Here is a 19,075-nt window from a genome sequence, read left to right on the forward strand (position 1 = left end):
AATTTGGGTTAGTTAATAAAAAGGAAAAGTCATCTCCATTTCTGAAGATGACTTTTTTACGTTTATAGCGCTCGATAAAGTTACTTAATGTTCTTTAAACTGATTTGCCAGTCGCTCGAACTTCTCAATCAATAATGATATTCTTTCCTTGTCTCTTTTGATTACTGCTTTTCTCACCAGTGTAGAGCAGAAAATCATCCACAATAAGGTGAAAACTACAATAAGCACCTGTGCCCAAAGGTCCATATAGGTCAGGATCTCTATCAGGTACAGTGCAGACCCGATGCTCAATGCTGCGGCATAAATCCAGTACATTTTATCGTGTAAGCTCGATCTGCTGATTTGATAGGCTTTTAACCTCATCAGAAATTCATTCGGATGGCTGGTGAAATCATTATTTGAAATTAAGCGGTGGCCTTTATATAACATCAATATAGAGGCGGCAATTGCAAGGAGTACTACAGTAATTCCAGCATAGGTAGTCCAGGACTGAAAATCAAAGAATACCCAAAGGCTTGCTACAGCAAGGAAGGAAATGGCCATACCTGCGATATTTAAGACCGAGCGGTTGCGCATTGAATTTACTTCCTTTTTTGCCTGTGCCAGCATTTCATCTGAAGAGAGTTTAACCTCTACCGTATGGGATTGCCAAAGCGATTGTATATGATCAAATTCTTGCATGCTGATTGTATAATTCGGTAAGTTTTAATTTTATGCGGTGGATTTTTACCCTCAGGTTCCCTTCGCTGATTCCTGAGATGTCCGCGATCTCATGGTATGGCAATTCATCCAGTACCATGGTAATGATCAAACGGTCATTTTCTTCTAGTTGAGAGATTGATTTATAAAGTAAAGCAACCTGTTCGTTCTTTTCTGAGAGCTCTTCGGGGCGGGTTTCAATGATGTTTTCAGTAAGTTCATCTTTTGCCTGACGTTTTTCCGATCTCAGATAGGTGAGACAAGTGTTGACAGCAATTCTATAAATCCAGGTGGAGATCAACGACTTATTCCGGAACTTGTCCAGGTTCTGCCAAACTTTAAGAAAAGTTTCCTGAAGCAGGTCATTCGCTGCGTCCTGATCGCCCGTATAACCGTAGCAAAGATGGAATATTTTCTTGGAATTGGTGTCGAAGATTTGTTTAAATAACAGGTCTTTCTCTTTCAATATGCGTCTTTTTATTATTTGGTTAGATAAAAATAAGGCTATTTGTTACAAGTTGAATGTATAAAGTTAGTTGCTTTGGTAATAATATTTAGAGAATAAAGTAATTGTTGTAGTTTTACAAACTGTATAAATACTTTAAAAGTTAGTATGTCAAAAAATAATAAGTTAACATTTTTCATTTTTCTTGCCTTGGTATTAGGTGTTGGATTGGGATATTATTTGAATGTCTCTTCATTAAAAGATTACAATGAGAATATTGCAAAAGCAGAGCACCAGCTCAAAAATGTTGAAGTAAAATTACTCAGCGTTAAAGACACTACTGTTGTGCAATATGCGGAACTGAATGCTCAGAAAGTAGTGGCTCAAAAAGCAAGAGCGGAAGCGGAAAAGCTGAGAGAGAAAGCATTGGAACCATTAACTTTACTCAGCGATATCTTTTTGAGACTGATCAAAATGATTGTTGCGCCACTGGTTTTCAGTACCCTGGTGGTTGGTGTAGCTAAAGTGGGAGACATCAAGGCAGTAGGTCGTATTGGTGGAAAAACCATGTTGTGGTTCATGAGTGCCTCTTTATTGTCGCTGATTCTGGGAATGATTATGGTGAATCTCTTTGAACCGGGATTGGCCATGAATTTACCTTTGCCACCAGCGAATGCGGATACTGGAATTCATAAAGTAGCGCTATCGATGAAAGACTTTATCTCGCATATTGTCCCTAAAAGTATGACAGAGGCAATGGCGACCAATGAGATCCTTCAAATCGTGGTATTCTCACTTTTCTTTGGAGTGGCTACCGCTGCAATAGGAGAGAAGGGGCAGATCATTATCAAGTTTTTTGATGCCGTAGCACATGTGATCCTTAAAGTAACTGGTTATGTGATGAACTTTGCTCCTTTTGCTGTATTTGGTGCCATGGCTGCAATTGTGGCCAAGCAAGGATTAGGGGTATTGTCTACTTATGCGATTTTTATCGGTGAGTTCTATGGCAGTATGTTATTGCTTTGGGTGGTGCTGATTATGATCGGCTGGTCTATTCTTAAAGGCAGAGTATTTAACCTGATGAACAGAATGAAAGAACCGGTATTGCTGGCTTTTAGTACGGCAAGTAGTGAGGCTGCTTATCCAAAAACGATGCTTCAATTGGAACGTTTTGGTTGTAAAGATAAAATTGTGAGTTTTGTACTGCCATTGGGTTATTCTTTTAACCTGGATGGATCAATGTTATACATGACCTTTGCCTCACTGTTTATTGCGCAGTCTTATGGCATCCATTTGACTTTTGATCAGCAGATCACGATGTTGTTGATCCTGATGCTGACGAGTAAAGGGATTGCTGGCGTACCCAGAGCATCATTAGTAGTGATTGCCGGAACGATTGCTACGTTTAACATTCCTGAAGCAGGATTGGCGTTATTGATTGGTATTGATCCATTACTAGATATGGGCCGATCGGCTACTAACGTTGTTGGAAACAGCATCGCAACCGCAGTGGTCAGCAAATGGGAGGGAGAGCTTACCGCGCCTCTTGATGACCATCAATAGATAAGAAACACAAATAATTACAACAAATATAATATGAGTACAAGAGCGAAGAAAATCTTCCTGTTATTTACCATTGTCGTACCTTTCCTGGCCTATTGTGTCATTTACTACACGCCAATGTTCCGTAATGCACCTTTTAAATCAACAGAATTCGAATCTATTGAATACAAATGGGGCGTAGGTAATAATCTGGAGAACACTTATAATTCTGCAACAGGGGATTATCAGTATGTGGATGGGAGAGACTCAGTGATCAAAACAAATGTAAAGCTACGCCACAATGATATGCTGTATTTGCATAGTAAGGCTGCAGAGATTGGCTTTTGGAATTTCCCGGACCTGATTGCCAATCAGGGAACGAACCTGGATTCCAATAAGGCTTTGCGTTATGAGATTACTTTCAATTACAAGAATAAATCTAAAAAAGTGACTTACCTGACGGATTACAATGAGATCCCTAAGTTAAAAGGACTTGCAGAGCAAATGAAAAGCCTTGTTTCACAGAGCATCAATGATGCTGAAGATAGGTATGGAAAGAAAAATTAAATCTGTTATGGATTTAAAATAATTAATTCTATATTTGCACCTCGATAAAAAAAATAAACAGTTTAAAATAATAATTATTTAACAATGTACGCAATAGTAAATATAGCAGGACAGCAATTCAAAGTTGCAAAAGACCAGCACCTTTTTGTACACCGTTTGCAAGGAGATGAAGGCGCTAGTATTGAATTTGACAATGTATTGTTGGTTGAAGAAGATGGTAAAATTCAAGTAGGTGCTCCTACTTTGAAAGGTGCTACTGTTTCAGCTAAGATCGTGTCTCATTTAAAAGGTGATAAAGTAATCGTTTTCAAAAAGAAACGTAGAAAAGGTTACAAGAAGAAAAATGGTCACCGCCAGTACTTCACTAAAATCCAGATCTCTGGTATCAGTTTATAATTAATTGTTAAACAAAACGAATTGTCAGATCATCAGATAGTTCATAAAATATAAATCATGGCACACAAAAAAGGAGCCGGTAGTTCGAGAAACGGACGTGAATCGCATAGTAAACGCCTTGGTATCAAAATCTTTGGTGGACAGGTAGCAATTTCTGGAAACATCATCGTACGCCAACGTGGTACAAAACACCATCCTGATAAAGGAGTAGGTATTGGTAAAGACCATACTTTATTCGCTTTAGTTGATGGTACAGTAATTTTCAAAAAGAAACAAGATAATAAATCTTACGTTTCTATCCTTCCTTTCCCAGTAGTAGTTACTGAAGAAGAGGTAGCAGCACCAGCTAAAGCTGAAAAAGTAGCTCCGGCAACGGAAGAAGCTGCTCCAGCTAAAAAAGCTCCTGCTAAGAAAGCTGCTAAAGCAGAATAGTAAAAAGCATTATAAAAAAGGCCATGACTTTAGGTTATGGCCTTTTTTGCGTTGATCATTTTTTTAATCAACACGCTTCTCTTTTAGCTGGCTCAGTTCATCAGCTAATTTCTCTATAGTGGCACTGAATTGTCTTAAGGTATTTTCCAGCTCCTGGATGATTCCACTTGCTGAATGCATACTTTCTTTAGGGGAGTCTTGCTCCACACCCTCAATCAGCCATTGATAACTTTTGCCATAATATCTGGCGAGCTTATGAAGGGTATGGAAGGAAGGATACTGATTTCCAAGTTCTATCTGAGAATAATTACTTCGGGATAAATTCAGAACTTCCGCAATGAATGATTGCGAAAGGCCATTTTTAGCCCTCAAATCCTTAATCCTGTCTCCTATATCCTTCTTTGATAGAATTTCTTGCATAACTAATATATATTTCGTTGATTTGCGTTGATTACAAATGAGTTAATTGTTTGATAAATAAGGCAATTATGACTCCATAATTCTATCTGAATATCTTTTTCAATCAACAGCGTTTAATGTTGTTAATTCTAGGGTTAAACAATAGATAGCGATAGGAAAGTATTTATAGGCCTTTTACACTCATTAAGTGCTATAATAGAATAAAATATGCCAATTAGAAGGAATTGCGAAGCTGCAGACTGCTCGTTTTTTATAATAGATAAAAATTACCAGTTGGTCTCTTTTAAAATAGAAGCACAAAATAACCTGGACAGTTTTCTCCTAAAAACACCCTCAATTGGGGACTTTGCTGTGGAAATCATTACACAAAAATACAGAAAGAATTTTCAGGGTTTATTGATCAGGTGTTTCTCAGGCTATAGTTTTAGCATCGCTCAGCGCTTTGCAATAGAAAATACCAGGGAGCAATTGCTACAGGTGGTCTTTACACCCCTGGTTAAAGCCGGTGTAGCAGATCAGGTGCTCTGCACATTGGTCAACGATAATGATCATTCAGGGTCTGTCAAAATGCTCGGTGAATATTCGCACTTAACCTCACATGAATTGCGCGCACCCATTACCAATATTTTAAGCCTCTCTACGCTCAGCAATTATCCGCAGCTGGAAAGCTTTGAAGTGGCTAAAATCAATCAACTACTGGGCGATATTAACCTGCAGGCGGTAAAATTAGATGGTATCATTAAGATGCTCAATGCGATGATGCACAAACAGGAGCATGAAACCGTTTTTACAGAAATGAATGAAAAGGCAGACACGAATCATATTGTTCTGGTAGACGATGATATCATTACCAATCGTTTACACCAGATGCTGATCCGGAAACACTATAATGAGAAAAAAATAGCTTTGTTCAATGAACCTGAAATTGCATTAGGATATATTAAAGAACATCAACCAGACCTGATATTACTGGACTTGCACATGCCGGAGATTGATGGCTGGAAATTTCTTCAAATGATGGAAGAACATGAGGTTTTTATCGATGTGATCATTGTTTCTTCCTCCATAGACCCAAGAGAAAGATTAAGGGCGAAATCTTTTATGTGTGTCAAAGATTTTTATGTAAAACCCCTGACCTCAGAAAAAGTAAAGCAGCTATTGGAAGATTAGTATTCTTCTTATAGCTGCTTTCTGATGCCCTGTTTGATCTGCTTAGTGCTCTCTATTCATGAGTTGATTAGCAAGGAGTAACAATTCCTCTTTTCTTTCCTCAGGGACCTTTAAAGCGCTCAGTGCTTCAAAGGCTTTATCAGAGTAATTCCTCATTTCCTGGCTGGCTAAACCTCTGATGTCGTATTTATTATATAAGGCTGTCATCCTAGCGATTTTATCCGCATAGTCAGGATTATTGCTTTGTGCTGTTATTGCCAAACGGTCGGATGCTTCGGCGCGTTCCTTTAATTCCAACAGGAGCAGTGTTTTCTTATTGGCGATGATGTCGCCACCTACCTGTTTGCCGAATTTCTCCGGATCTCCGTAAACATCCAGAATGTCATCCTGTAATTGAAAAGCAATTCCGATATTCTCTCCAAACACGTAAAGTTGTGCGGCTTCCTCTGGACTGGCACCTGCCACCTGAGCACCCAGTTTCATTGCTCCACCTAACAATACGGCTGTTTTTAAACGGATCATATTGATGTATTCGGAGATGCCTACTGTTTCACGTTCTTCAAATTCCATGTCCAGTTGCTGACCTTCACATACGCCCTGCGCAGTTGCATTAAAGGTATCCAGTGCGTCTTTCAGAACTTTGCTGTCTAACCTGGAAAGGTGCTTGTTGGATTCTACCATCATCACATCACCACTAAGAATGGCATTGTTTACTCCCCACTTTTCATGGACACTTTGCTGGCCCCGGCGCAAAGGCGCATTGTCCATGATGTCGTCATGTATTAGTGTGAAATTATGAAAGGTCTCTATTGCCAATGCAGCAGGGACCGCTTTTTCAATGCTGGCGCCAAATAAATCAGCGGCCATTAATACTAGTGCTGGTCTGATTCTTTTACCACCAAGCCCCATGATGTAACGGATGGGTTCATAAAGTCTGGCTGGTGTTTTAGGGTATTCGATTTGATCAATAGCATTTTCTATAATTTCTTGTAATTGGGTAGGAGTATACATGTTATTTGCAAAGGTGTTTACCGAAGTATCTGTGTTATTTTATTGGATTAAAGAAAAATCTATTTGTCTTTTTGAGAGGTCAACTTTTTTCACTTTTACCTGAACTTCGTCGCCAAGCTGATAAGTTCTCTTTTTACGCTGGCCTACAATACAGTAATTTTTTTCATCAAGTACGTAGAAATCGTCTGTCAGGTCTCTGAGACGTATCATGCCTTCGCATTTATTGGCATTCAACTCTATGTACATACCCCATTCTGTAACGCCGGAAATGATACCTGCATAGCTATTCCCGATATTGTCTTCCAGGTATTCCGCTTGTTTGTACTTGATTGAAGCACGTTCTGCATCGGCAGCACGTTTTTCCATTGCGGAGGAATGAGAAGCAGCAATTTCATATTCTTCCTCATTTGCAGATTTCTCATCGTTGAGGTAGGCCGCAAGAAGGCGGTGTACCATCACATCAGGGTAACGTCTGATTGGAGAGGTGAAGTGGGTATAGTGGTCGAATGCCAGACCGTAATGGCTGGTTTTCTTGGTGGTATATACTGCTTTCGCCATAGACCTGATGGCCAGTTGCGTCAATACGTTCTGTTCTTTTTTACCTTCCACATCTTCCATCAGGTAATTCAGTGATTTCGCAATCTCTTTATCCGATTTTGTATTGATCTTGTAGCCAAAACGTGCTGCAAAAAGTGCAAAGGTGTTTAGGGTTTCAAGATTAGGAGAATCATGTGAACGGTAAATAAAGGTGTATTTCTGCTTGCCTTTTCCTTTTTTAGCAATGAATTCTGCTACTTTTCTGTTGGCAAGCAGCATGAAATCTTCAATCAGTTTATGGGCGTCTTTACGTTCTTTAACGTACACACCAATAGGTTTACCATGGTCATCAAGTTTAAATTTAACTTCTGTACTTTCAAAGCTGATCGCACCTTCTTTAAATTTCTTCTCTCTGAGGATATAGGCCAGTTCGTTCAGTTTAAGAATTTCTTCTGCATAATCGCCGGCTTTTGTTTCAATCACTTCCTGTGCTTCTTCATAGCTGAAACGTCTGTTGGAATGGATCACCGTGCGACCAAACCATTGGTTAATGATGTTTGCTTTCTCATCCAGTTCAAAAACCGCTGCAAAACACAGCTTGTCTTCATTCGGACGTAAGGAACATACGCCATTACTCAGGCGCTCCGGTAGCATTGGAATGACGCGGTCTACCAGATAAACAGAGGTAGCTCTGCCATATGCCTCTTTATCTAATGCGGAGTTAGGTCTTACATAATGAGATACATCGGCAATGTGAACGCCAATTTCATAATGTCCATTCTCCAGCTTTTTGAAGGATATGGCATCGTCGAAATCTTTTGCATCGGCAGGGTCAATCGTGAAAGTAACGGTATCCCGGAAATCCCGGCGTCCTTTAATTTCTTCCGGAGATACTTCCTCAGGAATGGAGTTTGCTTCTTTTTCTACTTCAGGAGGGAAGCTCAAAGGGAAACCGTATTGCGCAAGAATCGCGTTCATTTCCGTATTGTTCTCGCCCTGTTCTCCAAGAATGGTGCTGATTTTGCCAATTGGATTTTTCGCTCCTTCCGGCCAGTCAGTAATGCTGACCTGTACTTTCTGGCCATTTTTGGCCCCATTCAGGTCGCTGAGAGGGACGAAAATGTCATGTAGCATTTTTTTATCATCCACATTTACAAAAGCGAAACGATCGGAAATTCTAATGACACCGATGAAATCAGTTTTTGCACGCTGGATGATTTCTACCACTTCTCCTTCCTTCTTACGGCCACTTTTCTTGGCGTAGATGTAAACTTTTACTTTATCCCCATGAAGGGCATTATGAAGTTTACGGGAAGATACAAATACATCCTTTTCAAATTCATCATCAGGAACGATGAAAGCTGCACCATCGGCAGTCAGATCGACTTTTCCTATGATAAATGTTTTGAGGTCTTTTAACCTGAATTTGCCACGTTCCGGTTCTGCAAAAATGCCTTTTTTGGCTTGTTGCTTTAATATATCGTGAATAGTTTCCTTAGCATCGGAATCTGTAATGTTTAATCTTGCAGAGACCTGCTTGTAATTCAGGGCCTCTTTGCTACTTTTCTCCAGAACATCGCTAATTAATTGTATTAAAACGAGTTCTAAGTGAGATGATTTCTTTTTTGCCATAGTATAGATATGAATCATTCGAAGGTAACAATTTGAAGTGGAAAAGCAGGTAAAGGACCGGTTAAATGTCTTTAATCAGGCAATTCAAGGTTGTAAAAGGCCCTTAGATCTCTTTAATGGATGCCTGATTTTTGTATCTTTGGATAAATAAGGATTTAAATAAAGCATTTAGGTTTGATAACGATAGAAGATAAAGAAAGAGAAACAGGTAAAGAGATGGTCATGACGCTGATTAAAGCGTTTGTTTGCATGGTGCTGATCTTTCTTTCTATCAGAGTTCCCGAGATCTACAGAGAATATCCTTTTCTGGGCAAGCTGGGAAATGGCTTTATCCTTTTTTTAGGACCAAGTTTGGTGATTTCAGTGGTCAGATTGGTGGTGATTTACTGGTATATCCAGAAGCACAGACTGAAAAAGTCGATCAAGGATAATTTTATCCTGGGGATCAACCGGGTAGTATCGATTCTGAATACGGTGTTTTTTGCGATTGCATTCACTTATTTGTTCGATGTAAATCCTAAGGATCTCGTATTTAGTGTTTCCATTGTGGCAGCGGCCCTGGCGGTAACTTTTAAAGATTATATAGCCAATATGATCAATGGATTGATCATCATGTTTTCAGACCGTTTGTCTTTAGGGGACCACATTAAACTGGGGGAACATGAAGGGAAGATTCTGGACATCACTTTGATCAATATGATACTTCAGAATGAAGACAGTGATATGGTCATCATCCCAAATTCGGTGGCTTTTAGTTCGGTCATCATTAACCAATCCAAGCAAAATACGAAGAAATTAAGTATAGAGTTTGACCTGTCCCTGAGGGATACCTATACGCCTGAATTTCTGGAGGGTTACCTGAATAAAGCGATCGCGCACAATTCGGAAAATGTAATGGAAGGTGGTCTTTCTGTGAAAACAATTGCCATCAATAAGGATGTCGCGATATTTAAAGTGATGGTGCTACTGAAACACTATGATAAGGTAAAGGAGCGTGGTGTAAGAAGATTGTTGAATACGGCCATCATCCAGTTGGCAGGCGGTCCGGTAGAGCCGGAAATTCATTAATAGCGCTTTCTGCTAACCTTTGAAGGAAGAACCGGGGATGGCGGCAATCAGTTGTTTGGTATATTCTTTTTTGGGATGAAGGTAAATTTCTTCGGAAAATCCCTGCTCTTCAATTTTTCCTTTATTCATCACAATCATACGATCAGAAATGTGTTTTACTACCGCAAGATCGTGTGAAATGAAGATATAAGTCAAGCCGAAATCCTGCTGTAATTGTCTCAATAAATTGAGTACCTGTGCCTGAACCGAAACATCAAGGGCTGATACAGATTCATCGCAAATGATGAATTTTGGTTGTAAGGCCAATGCCCTGGCAATTACAATTCGTTGGCGTTGACCTCCGGAGAATTCATGCGGATACTTGTTGAAGGAAGCGGGACTGAGGTCTACTCTTTCCAGTAGTTCCAAAATACGGGCTTTTCTTTTGGTATCATTTTCAAGTAATCCATGCACCTGCAAGGGTTCCATTAATGCATTTCCAACAGTTAGTTTTGGGTTTAAAGAGGAGTAAGGATCCTGGAAAATAATCTGCACCTCTCTTCTCATTTTCCGGAGTTCTGCTTTATTCAAAGCAATGATGTCTTTATCTTCAAAAATCAGGCTGCCTGAACTGGGATTGGTCAGTCTTAAAATACTCCTGCCTAAGGTGGTCTTCCCACAACCAGATTCTCCGACAAGACCTAAGGTTTCTCCGGGAAAGACTTCAAAACTGACCTGGTCTACTGCCTTCACAAAATCCGTAGTTTTTCCGAAAATACCTTTTCGGATGGGGAACCAGGTACAGAGATCTTTGACCTGTAGAATCGGGGCCTGTGCATATAATTTTGCCCTCCTTTCGCTGATTTCAGCTGAGGTATACGTATTGCTTTTTAACAGGTGTGCGATGGCCTGATTTGGTTCTCCTCCGATGAAATCAGCCACTACAGGAAGTTTTTTTAACAGGTGTTCCGGGTTCGGTCTGCAGGCCAGTAAACCTTTGGTATAAGGATGTTGTGGGGATTCAAATAGTTTTTTAACCGCTGCCTGTTCAACGATTTCTCCCTTATACATCACAACTACCTGATCCGCGATTTCCCGGATCACAGAAAGGTCGTGGGAGATGAAAATCATGGCCATTTCCCTTTCTTTTTTGATTTTCAATAGCAGCTGAAGGATGGTTTTTTGAACGGTTACATCCAATGCTGTAGTCGGCTCATCGGCAATCAAGAGTTCAGGGTTACAACTCAATGCCATGGCAATCATGACTCGTTGTTTTTGTCCACCAGACAACTGATGCGGGTAACTTTCAAAGATTTGCGCCGGGCGGGGTAATTGCACTTCTTCAAACAAAGCAATGGTTTTTTCTTTGGCTGTTGATTTATCGCAATGCTGATGGAGCATAATAGCTTCCTGTACCTGGTAGCCACAGGTAAATACCGGATTTAAGGAAGTCATCGGTTCCTGAAAAATCATCGCGATTTTGTTTCCTCTGTATTTCCGGATTTCCTCAGCAGAAAGGTGTAGCAGATCTACTCTGTCAAATTCTATGTCTCCCTTAACCTTAGTGTTTACAGGGTCGTGCAACCTCATGATGGAAAAGGAGGTGACAGATTTTCCCGATCCGGATTCTCCTACTATGCCCAATACTTTTCCTTTGTCGATCCGGAAACTGATGTGATTCACTGCAGTAAGCCAGGATTTATCTTCTTTATTTAAGAATTGTATGTGAAGGTTGCTCACGTTCAGCATCTGAAACCGGGGTTTGTTTTGATCTTTAAATTTTTGACTCAAGATAGGCAATTTTATGGCCTGAATTCCGTCTTATTGTGTTATTTTTGCAGCATGGAAAGAGAAATTCTGGATACCAAGCGTAAAGCTTTGAAGATTAACTTAAACCCTAAGATTTACGGAACTTTTGCGGAGATAGGTGCAGGACAAGAAGTGGCGCGTAATTTTTTTACTGCCGGTGCAGCCTCGGGTACGGTGGCTAAAACGATGTCGGCGTACGACATGACTTTTAGTGATGCCATCTATGGTGTAGAAGAATCGGGCAGGTATGTTAGTCAATCCAGACTATTAAAAATGTTGAGCCATGAGTTTGGCTTGTTAAATGAAAGATTGAACGGAGAGAAGTATGATGATCGTACTTTCTTTGCTTTTGCAGATACGGTTACAACTTTAAACTACAATAAATCAAATGATCCCCATGGCTGGATTGGAATTCGTTTTCAATCAGAACCAGGTGGAGCGCCTAATGAAATCTTTTTCCATGTAAGGTTACTGGATACCGATGCGGCTTTGCAACAAAATGTACTGGGCATCATCGGTGTGAATTTGGTTTATGCGGCTTTCTATTATAAGAATGATCCGCAAACGATGATTGAATCTCTGGCGGATAACCTGACTGTGGGTTCGGTTGAGATCGACCTGATTTCTGTAAGTGGTCCTGCTTTTGGAGAGATCAATAACATTCTTTTGAACCTTTATCTGATCGCGAAGGATTTTTCTGATGCTGCGATTTTTGATTCTTTAGGAAATCCTTGTCTGCCGAAAGACCTGCTGTATAAAAAGGACATCATGATTTTACGCACCAAATATGCGCAGAAATCAAATCCTAACTTTAGCATGTTAAACAAAGCGGTAGATCAGTTTGTCCGTTCTGAAAGTGTCAGTAAAGAGAATTTAAGTGTATTGATTGAGGTACTGCTATCGAATGTATTGAGCGCGGGAGATGATGAGCCGGAAAGTTTTGATTTGGAGGCCGTTGCAAAACGTGCGGAGGATATGTGTAAGACAGGAAATCTTGTGATGGTATCCAACTTTGCCAGACACAATAAACTAGCGAAATACCTGGATCGATGCAAGCCAAAAAGTGTGGGGATTTCTACCAATATCAACAACCTTAAATTCGTATTTAACTCCAGCAATTTCGGAGACAATTACTCCAGTCAGCTGTTGAGTTATGTGAGTGATATGTTTAGCAAAAATGTACGCTTATTTGCGTATCCTTTCCTGGATAAAAAGACAAATACTGTAATTACAAGTGCAAATATGCCGGTAACACCGGATGCAAAACCCCTGTTCGATTTCCTGATTCTGAATGGCTATATCGCCGATATCAAGGATTACAGCGAGGGAGATGTAAAAACAGTTTAAACAACAAAATATCAATTTAAGAAAGAGTGGCCATTTTATAGCTACTCATAAGATAAAAAGCTCAAACGTTCTCAAAGAATGTTTGAGCTTTTTTATGGAAAGAGCATTTGTTTTGATCAACGCTTAGTCGTTATTGAGATAGGCATCTTTAATCACGATAGCCATTAGCCGGTCGGGGTGGTCGATTTGTTTAAAACCAAATTGTGCATACAATCCATGTGCATCCATAGTCGCGAGCATGTATCTCCTCAGTCCCTGCAAATCATGATGGAAAAGCATCAATGACATGAGTTTTTTTGATAAATTTTGTCCGCGATGTACCTCTTCAACATATACATCGGCCATATAGGCAAAGGTTGCTTTATCGGTAATCCACCTTGCAAAACCAACTTGTTTTCCCTCTTTATAGATCCCAAAACATAAAGAATTGAGAATTGATTTTTGTACGGTTTTCAGAGGGATGTTCTGTGCCCAATAAGATTGAGTACTTAAATAATGGTGAACGGCTATAGGATCTATTTTCTGAGGATCATCAGAGTAAACATATCCACTATCAATAATTTCCATAGGCTGATATTTTATAATTGACCGGTTTGAAAAAAATGAAGCACGTAATGACAACTGATCAGCACCATGAATTTTATTGGTCTGATCAGTTGGAAAGGATCGTTAATTAGTTGCGCATATTAATAAACTGTAGTGGCTGACCAAAGTCTTCGGCTCTACAAAGGGAAATTACCGCTTGTAGGTCATCAATGCTCTTGCTTTGTACTCTAACCTGGTCATCCATCATCGAAGCCTGAACTTTTAATCCACTCGCCTTTATTTTTGCAACAATTTTTTTAGCAGTTTCTTTGTCGATACCTTCTTTCACAGTAATCTCTTTTCTGATCATATTTCCCGAAGCGTATTGCTCTTTTCCAAAGTCTAAACTGCTGGAATCCAGTCCTTGTTTTACCATTCTGGAGATAATAGCGTCTTGTATAGCCTTTAAACGCATATCGTCTTCAGTTACAATAGTGATCTGATTGGTTTTCTTATCGTGATCAATTGTGCTCTTAGAGGTATTGAAATCATAACGGTTTAAGATCTCTTTTTTGGCATTGTTCATCGCGTTGTCAAAAGTTTGCGCGTCAACTTTACTTACAATATCGAAAGTGGGCATGATTATAGCTTTAGAATAAAAAAAATATTAGATTTAAGTGAGAATTAACCCATTGTGGGTACTCATTACAAATATAAACATTAAACAAGGAATATGAACTGAGCAGTGTCCTATTTATCTGATCAACCTAAAAACTTATAAATAAACGAATATGAAAGGCAAAAAATCAAGAGTAGAAAAGAAAGTTGCTAAAAGCGCAGCGAAAAAACAATTGGAAAAAAGTCTAAGTGAGAAGTTTTTCGAAGTGGTAAAACATTTAGGACATGATGCAGAGAAAATCGGGGATGACATTGCAAAGGCGAGTAAAGTAGTTGCAAAGAAACTTTCTACGAAATTCTTCGAAGTGAAAGAAGCAGTGAATGCCAAATTGGAAGAAGCTGCAAAAGCAAAGAAACCATTGACTAAGAAAGCAGAGAAAAAAGCGAAAGCGCTGAAGAAGGAAGTAGAAAAAGAAGTAAAAAAAGCAAAAAAAGTAGTCAAAAAAGCAGTAGCAAAAGCTAAGCCGGTGGTACAGAGTGTAAAAGTTGCAGCCATCGCTACAGAAGAAAAAGCCGCTGATGCTTTGGCTAAGCCATTAAAAAAAGTAGCAGTAAAAGCGAAAACGGTAGCTAAAACAGCTGCAGAAAAAGCGGCTGTGTTAAAGAAAGAAGTGACTGAAATTGTGAATGAAGCTGCGGCAACGGCTAAAGCAAATGCAGCAAAAACTGCGGCGAAAGCTAAACCTGCCACTAAATCGGCAAGTCCTAAAGCAGCTGCTGCTAAACCTGTTGCCACTAAAACTCCGGCCACTAAGACTCCAGCCGCTAAAACTACGGCGACTAAGGCTCCGGCCACTAAAGCCAGTACGACTAAATCTGCAGCGGCCAAAGCTCCTGCTGCGAAGGCAAGTGTAGGCAGGCCTGCTAAAAAGGTCGCTCCTGCAGCAGCAACAGCTAAAGCAGTTGAAAAACCAACGGAATCAGCAAGCAAGGCTGCTGAACCAGAGGCCGTTTTAGAAAACACCGTAACTACAGATTCCAGCCCAACATAAGATCTGGTCATAGACATTAGCGGGACGTTATTTTAATTTTATGAGGAGGTGATAATTAACACTGACTTAACAATAGAATTTGCAGTTTTGAGCATCCCTGTTTTTACAGGGATTTTTTTATTTATACATGACAAGAAAAAAGGCACCATTCCTAAACAGAGAGATCAGCTGGTTGTATTTCAACGAGCGGGTTTTGCAGGAAGCGGCAGATGAGACTGTACCCTTGATAGAGAGAATTAAATTCCTTTCTATCTTCTCCTCCAATCTGGAAGAATTCTATAGGGTTAGGGTGGCCACGATGAGCCGTTTGGCCAATTTAAATGAAAAAGCGAAGGCCTTGCTGGGATTCAATCCTAAAAAGATCTTAAATGAAATAAAAAATATTGTGGTGAAACAGGAGCGTAAGTTCGAACTGTTATTCCAGGCCACCCTAATTAATGAACTGGCACAAAACAAGATTTTTATTCTCAATGAGACCCAGCTCAATGTAGCCAGGGGAGAGTTTGTAAGGAATCATTTTAGAGACAAAATACTTTCCAACCTGGTGCCCATTATGATCGATCTGGAAAAGCCATTTCCAGAATTAAAAGACAGGTATCTTTATTTTTTCGTGCGGCTTTCCAGGAAATCTTCGAAAGCCAACGCCAGATATGCATTGATTGAACTGCCCCCTAATCTTCCAAGATTTCTGGTCTTACCGGAAACCAATGGTTTGAAGTTTATCATTCTGGCAGAAGATATTATTAAATATTGTCTGGATGACATCTTTTATATGTTTAATTATGATGTAATTGATGCTTATTCTATACAGCTGACCAGGGATGCAGAATTAGATATTGATAAAAGGGTAAGTGATAAGTTTATTGAAGAATTAAAGAGCAGTCTGGATAAACGGAAGAAAGGGAAACCTATGAGATTGCTTTACGATACGGAAATGCCTTTCGACATGCTCAGTGTATTGTTAAACAAAATGAAGGTGGAAGCGGAAAGCTTAATTCCGGGGAATCGTTACCACCGTTTTGGCGATTTTATTGCCTTCCCGAATGTGGGTGGCAAAGAACTGGAGTATCCGCCAAATGTGCCTTTAAAAGTTGCGGGTTTACACCGCACAGAGAGTATTTTCAATAAACTTGCGGAAAAGGACTATCTGGTCAACTTGCCATACCAATCTTATGATTACATCATTTTATTCCTGAGAGAAGCTGCCATTGATCCGAAAGTAACAGAGATCAATATTACCTTGTATCGTCTGGCAGAGAACTCAAAAGTCGTGAATGCCCTGATTAATGCTGCGAAAAACGGTAAGAAGGTGAATTGCCTCGTAGAATTGAAAGCCAGGTTTGATGAAAACGCAAATATTTTCTGGAGTACCCGATTAAAAGAAGAGGGAGTGAACGTCAACTATGGCCTGACAGATTACAAGGTACATTCCAAAATCTGTCTGGTGAAAAGGATGGAGCGCGGAAAAGCAACCTATTATGCCAATCTGGCTACAGGTAATTTCAATGAAAAAACTGCCGGTATTTATTGCGACCACAGCATCTTTACGGCTAAAAAAGAAATCACTCAGGATTTGCAGAAATTGTTTGCAGGCCTGAATAAGAAAATGGTGGTTAGCGGATTTAAACACCTGATCGTTTCTCCTTTGGAAACACGGAGTAAATTTTATCAATTGATCGATCGCGAGATTAAGATTGCCAAATCGGGGAAACCTGCATATATGATCCTTAAGGTAAACAGTCTTGCCGATGAAGGGATTGTTGAGAAATTATATGAAGCCAGTAATGCTGGCGTTAAAATTAAGATGATTGTGAGGGGGATTTGTACGCTGGTGCCAGGTGTTGCTGGTTTTAGTGAAAATATTTCAGTGGTCAGTATCATTGATAAGTTTCTGGAACATGCCAGGGTCTTCATTTTCGGAAATAATGGGAAAGAAGAGATGTTTCTTTCTTCGGCAGATTTGATGAGCAGGAACTTTGAACATCGGGTAGAGGTTGGTTTTCCTGTGCTGGATAAAGAAGTGAAACAAGAAATTAGGGATATTATCGAGTTCCAGCTGCAGGACAATGTGAAAGCCCGGGACATCACCAAATTGAACAGCAATAAATACCATAAAAATAGATTGAATACTAAGGTGAGAGCGCAGGTTCAAACCTATAATTACTTAAAAAATAAACACCAATAAAGCCAATGCTTAGATATGCTGCTGTAGATATAGGGTCCAATGCCGTGCGGTTATTAATTGCTGACATCACTAAAACTGAGGAAGGATTCGGCTTTAAGAAGAATACATTGATCCGGGTTCCCTTACGTTTGGGAGACGATGCTTTTCTGGATCACCGCATCTCTAAAAGAAAAACGGATGATTTATTGAAAACGATGAGTGCTTTTAAAAACCTGATGGATGTCTATCAGGTAAGTAAGTACCTGGCTTGTGCCACTTCTGCGATGCGGGAGGCGGAAAACGGAGCTGAGATCATTAAACAGGTTAAGGAAGTTTGTGACCTTAATCTGGAAATTATTCAGGGACAAAGAGAGGCAAATATCATTTATGCCAATCATATAGAGGATAATCTGGACAATAAAAAGAGCTATTTATATATTGATGTAGGTGGAGGAAGTACAGAACTTTCGGTTTTCGTCAATCGAATTCCTGTAGCTTCAAAATCTTTTGATATTGGAACGATCAGAATCCTGGACAATCAGGATCGGGAAGAAACCTGGGAAGAAATGAAATTATGGGTAAAAGAAAACACGAAATCCCTTAAAAACCTTGCAGGTATTGGTACCGGTGGTAACATCAATAAGTTGTACCGCATGTCTGATGAGAAAGAAGGGATGCCCATGTCTTTTATCAAATTAAAAACACTTTACAATAATCTGAATGCCCATTCTTTAAAAGAGCGGATCCAGGTTTTTGGCTTAAATCCAGACCGTGCCGATGTAATTATTCCGGCCTGTGAGATTTATATTACCCTGTTAAAATGGACGGGAATTAAGCAGATTTATGTCCCGAAAGTTGGACTTGCGGATGGGATCATTAATCTGTTGATTGAAGAAAACCTCAAATAATAAAGAGGGATGTAACAATTTACAGCCGCTATATATAAGCTAATGCAAGGTATCGGCCATGGTGACTCACTGTGGCCGGATCTGTAGCTCTGTAACTGATGTCTTTAGGGTTGTATCCACTGATCCTCACTTTGATAGAGGGTATAGGAAACTGCTCACTGGCCACAGTATGAATGAATTCTTCAGCCAGCAGGGTTTGGGTAAAGAACCTGAGTTGATCACATTCTACGCTACCAGTAGCCGCTGCATCTTTAATGTCCAGGGAATCACAAATCAACTTTAAAGGAGCAAATGCCCGCCAGTTTTTTCTTCTGGAATGGATTTTATAGACGGCTTCCTTCATGCTCCATAACAACCAAATCATTTGACTTGGATTTTTAGCATCCAGGATCCATTGCTGCTCGCTAATGGAAAAGAGTTTGTTTAGGTAACCTTTTCTACGCCAATTACTTTCCTGCATCGCCTGCCGCAAATCCACGATGTCATTACCGATCATTTCGCTTTCAGTTTATCATAGATGATTTCCATAGCCGAACTGACATTGACCATGCGCTCCATAGATAAATTATCAATTTCTATGTCGAATTCTTCTTCCACATCCAGAACAACATCTACCAGATTGGCGGAATTGATCTTAAGGTCTTTGATAAAATCTGTGCTTTCATTGAGAAACTCTAAAGCGTCTTTGTCATGACTATAATTGGCAACAATGACTTTTAATTTTGAGAGTAATAAGGCTCTGTCCATGTTTTTG

General features: G+C 39.7%; 20 protein-coding genes. 10 read left to right on the forward strand and 10 right to left on the reverse strand.

The genetic code is table 11. The features are described 5' to 3' along the window. Positions 1-84: 84 nt before the first annotated feature. Together R2Q94_RS06775 and R2Q94_RS06780 are read right to left on the reverse strand one after the other, a co-directional pair. Positions 85-681, reverse strand: a complete 597-nt coding sequence (locus R2Q94_RS06775; RefSeq protein ID WP_316820691.1) for a hypothetical protein — start codon at positions 679-681, stop codon at positions 85-87. Continuing rightward, positions 668-1,165, reverse strand: a complete 498-nt coding sequence (locus tag R2Q94_RS06780; protein WP_062549678.1) for an RNA polymerase sigma factor — start codon at positions 1,163-1,165, stop codon at positions 668-670. The genes R2Q94_RS06775 and R2Q94_RS06780 overlap by 14 nt, the downstream gene beginning before the upstream one ends. Before the next feature lie 147 nt (positions 1,166-1,312). Here R2Q94_RS06780 and R2Q94_RS06785 point away from each other — a divergent pair, with 147 nt between their 5' ends. From R2Q94_RS06785 to rpmA, 4 genes are all read left to right on the forward strand, one after another. After that, positions 1,313-2,707, forward strand: a complete 1,395-nt coding sequence (locus tag R2Q94_RS06785) for a dicarboxylate/amino acid:cation symporter (RefSeq protein WP_316820692.1) — start codon at positions 1,313-1,315, stop codon at positions 2,705-2,707. Between the two features lie 33 nt (positions 2,708-2,740). Further along, positions 2,741-3,253 carry a hypothetical protein gene (locus R2Q94_RS06790; RefSeq protein ID WP_316820693.1) on the forward strand — a complete coding sequence of 171 codons (513 nt, stop codon included), beginning with the start codon at positions 2,741-2,743 and terminating at the stop codon, positions 3,251-3,253. An 84-nt stretch (positions 3,254-3,337) separates the two neighbouring features. Continuing rightward, entirely contained in the window at positions 3,338-3,649 is a 312-nt protein-coding gene (rplU, locus tag R2Q94_RS06795) for a 50S ribosomal protein L21 (protein ID WP_187664577.1), read from the forward strand. Positions 3,650-3,706: 57 nt separating this feature from the next. After that, entirely contained in the window at positions 3,707-4,081 is a 375-nt protein-coding gene (rpmA, locus tag R2Q94_RS06800) for a 50S ribosomal protein L27 (RefSeq protein ID WP_316820694.1), read from the forward strand. Positions 4,082-4,144: 63 nt separating this feature from the next. Here rpmA and R2Q94_RS06805 read toward each other — a convergent pair whose 3' ends face one another. After that, positions 4,145-4,501: a helix-turn-helix transcriptional regulator gene (locus R2Q94_RS06805; protein ID WP_316820695.1), complete on the reverse strand. Its 357-nt coding sequence runs from the start codon at positions 4,499-4,501 to the stop codon at positions 4,145-4,147. A gap of 207 nt (positions 4,502-4,708) precedes the next feature. On the opposite strand from R2Q94_RS06805, the gene R2Q94_RS06810 reads away from it, so the two are divergent. Further along, positions 4,709-5,671: a response regulator gene (locus tag R2Q94_RS06810; RefSeq protein WP_316820696.1), complete on the forward strand. Its 963-nt coding sequence runs from the start codon at positions 4,709-4,711 to the stop codon at positions 5,669-5,671. A gap of 42 nt (positions 5,672-5,713) precedes the next feature. Here R2Q94_RS06810 and R2Q94_RS06815 read toward each other — a convergent pair whose 3' ends face one another. Together R2Q94_RS06815 and rnr are read right to left on the reverse strand one after the other, a co-directional pair. Next, positions 5,714-6,682, reverse strand: a complete 969-nt coding sequence (locus R2Q94_RS06815; RefSeq protein ID WP_316820697.1) for a polyprenyl synthetase family protein — start codon at positions 6,680-6,682, stop codon at positions 5,714-5,716. A gap of 39 nt (positions 6,683-6,721) precedes the next feature. Beyond that, complete coding sequence (gene rnr / locus R2Q94_RS06820; protein WP_316820698.1) at positions 6,722-8,851, reverse strand: ribonuclease R; 2,130 nt, start codon at positions 8,849-8,851, stop codon at positions 6,722-6,724. Positions 8,852-9,025: 174 nt separating this feature from the next. On the opposite strand from rnr, the gene R2Q94_RS06825 reads away from it, so the two are divergent. Continuing rightward, on the forward strand, positions 9,026-9,919 hold the full coding sequence (locus R2Q94_RS06825) for a mechanosensitive ion channel family protein (protein ID WP_316820699.1): 894 nt from the start codon (positions 9,026-9,028) through the stop codon (positions 9,917-9,919). Between the two features lie 12 nt (positions 9,920-9,931). On the opposite strand, the gene R2Q94_RS06830 is transcribed toward R2Q94_RS06825, so the two are convergent. Further along, positions 9,932-11,647 carry an ABC transporter ATP-binding protein gene (locus R2Q94_RS06830; protein ID WP_316820700.1) on the reverse strand — a complete coding sequence of 572 codons (1,716 nt, stop codon included), beginning with the start codon at positions 11,645-11,647 and terminating at the stop codon, positions 9,932-9,934. A 93-nt stretch (positions 11,648-11,740) separates the two neighbouring features. On the opposite strand from R2Q94_RS06830, the gene R2Q94_RS06835 reads away from it, so the two are divergent. Next, complete coding sequence (locus R2Q94_RS06835; protein ID WP_316820701.1) at positions 11,741-13,054, forward strand: nicotinamide mononucleotide adenylyltransferase; 1,314 nt, start codon at positions 11,741-11,743, stop codon at positions 13,052-13,054. A 123-nt stretch (positions 13,055-13,177) separates the two neighbouring features. On the opposite strand, the gene R2Q94_RS06840 is transcribed toward R2Q94_RS06835, so the two are convergent. Together R2Q94_RS06840 and R2Q94_RS06845 are read right to left on the reverse strand one after the other, a co-directional pair. Beyond that, complete coding sequence (locus tag R2Q94_RS06840) at positions 13,178-13,621, reverse strand: GNAT family N-acetyltransferase (protein ID WP_316820702.1); 444 nt, start codon at positions 13,619-13,621, stop codon at positions 13,178-13,180. A 106-nt stretch (positions 13,622-13,727) separates the two neighbouring features. Continuing rightward, positions 13,728-14,219, reverse strand: coding sequence for a YajQ family cyclic di-GMP-binding protein (locus tag R2Q94_RS06845; RefSeq protein WP_316820703.1), 492 nt, complete (start codon positions 14,217-14,219; stop codon positions 13,728-13,730). Between the two features lie 151 nt (positions 14,220-14,370). Between R2Q94_RS06845 and R2Q94_RS06850 the strand changes: the two genes are divergently transcribed. The 3 genes from R2Q94_RS06850 (at position 14,371) to R2Q94_RS06860 (ending at position 18,321) form a co-directional block, all read left to right on the forward strand. Continuing rightward, positions 14,371-15,249, forward strand: a complete 879-nt coding sequence (locus tag R2Q94_RS06850; protein ID WP_316820704.1) for a hypothetical protein — start codon at positions 14,371-14,373, stop codon at positions 15,247-15,249. Positions 15,250-15,376: 127 nt separating this feature from the next. Further along, the gene (gene ppk1, locus R2Q94_RS06855) at positions 15,377-17,434 is read left to right on the forward strand and encodes a polyphosphate kinase 1 (RefSeq protein ID WP_316820705.1); all 2,058 of its coding nucleotides are present in this window, start codon (positions 15,377-15,379) and stop codon (positions 17,432-17,434) included. 5 nt (positions 17,435-17,439) lie between these two features. After that, on the forward strand, positions 17,440-18,321 hold the full coding sequence (locus tag R2Q94_RS06860) for an exopolyphosphatase (RefSeq protein ID WP_316820706.1): 882 nt from the start codon (positions 17,440-17,442) through the stop codon (positions 18,319-18,321). 28 nt (positions 18,322-18,349) lie between these two features. On the opposite strand, the gene R2Q94_RS06865 is transcribed toward R2Q94_RS06860, so the two are convergent. Both R2Q94_RS06865 and R2Q94_RS06870 read right to left on the reverse strand, forming a co-directional pair. Next, positions 18,350-18,817, reverse strand: coding sequence for a 4'-phosphopantetheinyl transferase superfamily protein (locus R2Q94_RS06865; protein WP_316820707.1), 468 nt, complete (start codon positions 18,815-18,817; stop codon positions 18,350-18,352). Beyond that, on the reverse strand, positions 18,814-19,068 hold the full coding sequence (locus R2Q94_RS06870) for an acyl carrier protein (protein WP_316820708.1): 255 nt from the start codon (positions 19,066-19,068) through the stop codon (positions 18,814-18,816). The genes R2Q94_RS06865 and R2Q94_RS06870 overlap by 4 nt, the downstream gene beginning before the upstream one ends. Between the last annotated feature and the right edge of the window lie 7 nt (positions 19,069-19,075).

It is taken from the genome of Pedobacter gandavensis (assembly GCF_032678465.1).
GTDB classification, from domain to species: Bacteria; Bacteroidota; Bacteroidia; order Sphingobacteriales; family Sphingobacteriaceae; genus Pedobacter; species Pedobacter gandavensis_B.

Bases quoted from the DNA above. Each gene is read 5' to 3' on its own strand.
- R2Q94_RS06775 (WP_316820691.1), bottom strand. From the start codon at position 681: ATGCAAGAATTTGATCATATACAATCGCTTTGGCAATCCCATACGGTA.
- R2Q94_RS06785 (WP_316820692.1), top strand. From the start codon at position 1,313: ATGTCAAAAAATAATAAGTTAACATTTTTCATTTTTCTTGCCTTGGTA.
- R2Q94_RS06790 (WP_316820693.1), top strand. From the start codon at position 2,741: ATGAGTACAAGAGCGAAGAAAATCTTCCTGTTATTTACCATTGTCGTA.
- rplU (WP_187664577.1), top strand. From the start codon at position 3,338: ATGTACGCAATAGTAAATATAGCAGGACAGCAATTCAAAGTTGCAAAA.
- rpmA (WP_316820694.1), top strand. From the start codon at position 3,707: ATGGCACACAAAAAAGGAGCCGGTAGTTCGAGAAACGGACGTGAATCG.
- R2Q94_RS06805 (WP_316820695.1), bottom strand. From the start codon at position 4,501: ATGCAAGAAATTCTATCAAAGAAGGATATAGGAGACAGGATTAAGGAT.
- R2Q94_RS06810 (WP_316820696.1), top strand. From the start codon at position 4,709: ATGCCAATTAGAAGGAATTGCGAAGCTGCAGACTGCTCGTTTTTTATA.
- R2Q94_RS06815 (WP_316820697.1), bottom strand. From the start codon at position 6,682: ATGTATACTCCTACCCAATTACAAGAAATTATAGAAAATGCTATTGAT.
- rnr (WP_316820698.1), bottom strand. From the start codon at position 8,851: ATGGCAAAAAAGAAATCATCTCACTTAGAACTCGTTTTAATACAATTA.
- R2Q94_RS06830 (WP_316820700.1), bottom strand. From the start codon at position 11,647: ATGCTGAACGTGAGCAACCTTCACATACAATTCTTAAATAAAGAAGAT.
- R2Q94_RS06835 (WP_316820701.1), top strand. From the start codon at position 11,741: ATGGAAAGAGAAATTCTGGATACCAAGCGTAAAGCTTTGAAGATTAAC.
- R2Q94_RS06840 (WP_316820702.1), bottom strand. From the start codon at position 13,621: ATGGAAATTATTGATAGTGGATATGTTTACTCTGATGATCCTCAGAAA.
- R2Q94_RS06845 (WP_316820703.1), bottom strand. From the start codon at position 14,219: ATGCCCACTTTCGATATTGTAAGTAAAGTTGACGCGCAAACTTTTGAC.
- R2Q94_RS06850 (WP_316820704.1), top strand. From the start codon at position 14,371: ATGAAAGGCAAAAAATCAAGAGTAGAAAAGAAAGTTGCTAAAAGCGCA.
- ppk1 (WP_316820705.1), top strand. From the start codon at position 15,377: ATGACAAGAAAAAAGGCACCATTCCTAAACAGAGAGATCAGCTGGTTG.
- R2Q94_RS06860 (WP_316820706.1), top strand. From the start codon at position 17,440: ATGCTTAGATATGCTGCTGTAGATATAGGGTCCAATGCCGTGCGGTTA.
- R2Q94_RS06865 (WP_316820707.1), bottom strand. From the start codon at position 18,817: ATGATCGGTAATGACATCGTGGATTTGCGGCAGGCGATGCAGGAAAGT.
- R2Q94_RS06870 (WP_316820708.1), bottom strand. From the start codon at position 19,068: ATGGACAGAGCCTTATTACTCTCAAAATTAAAAGTCATTGTTGCCAAT.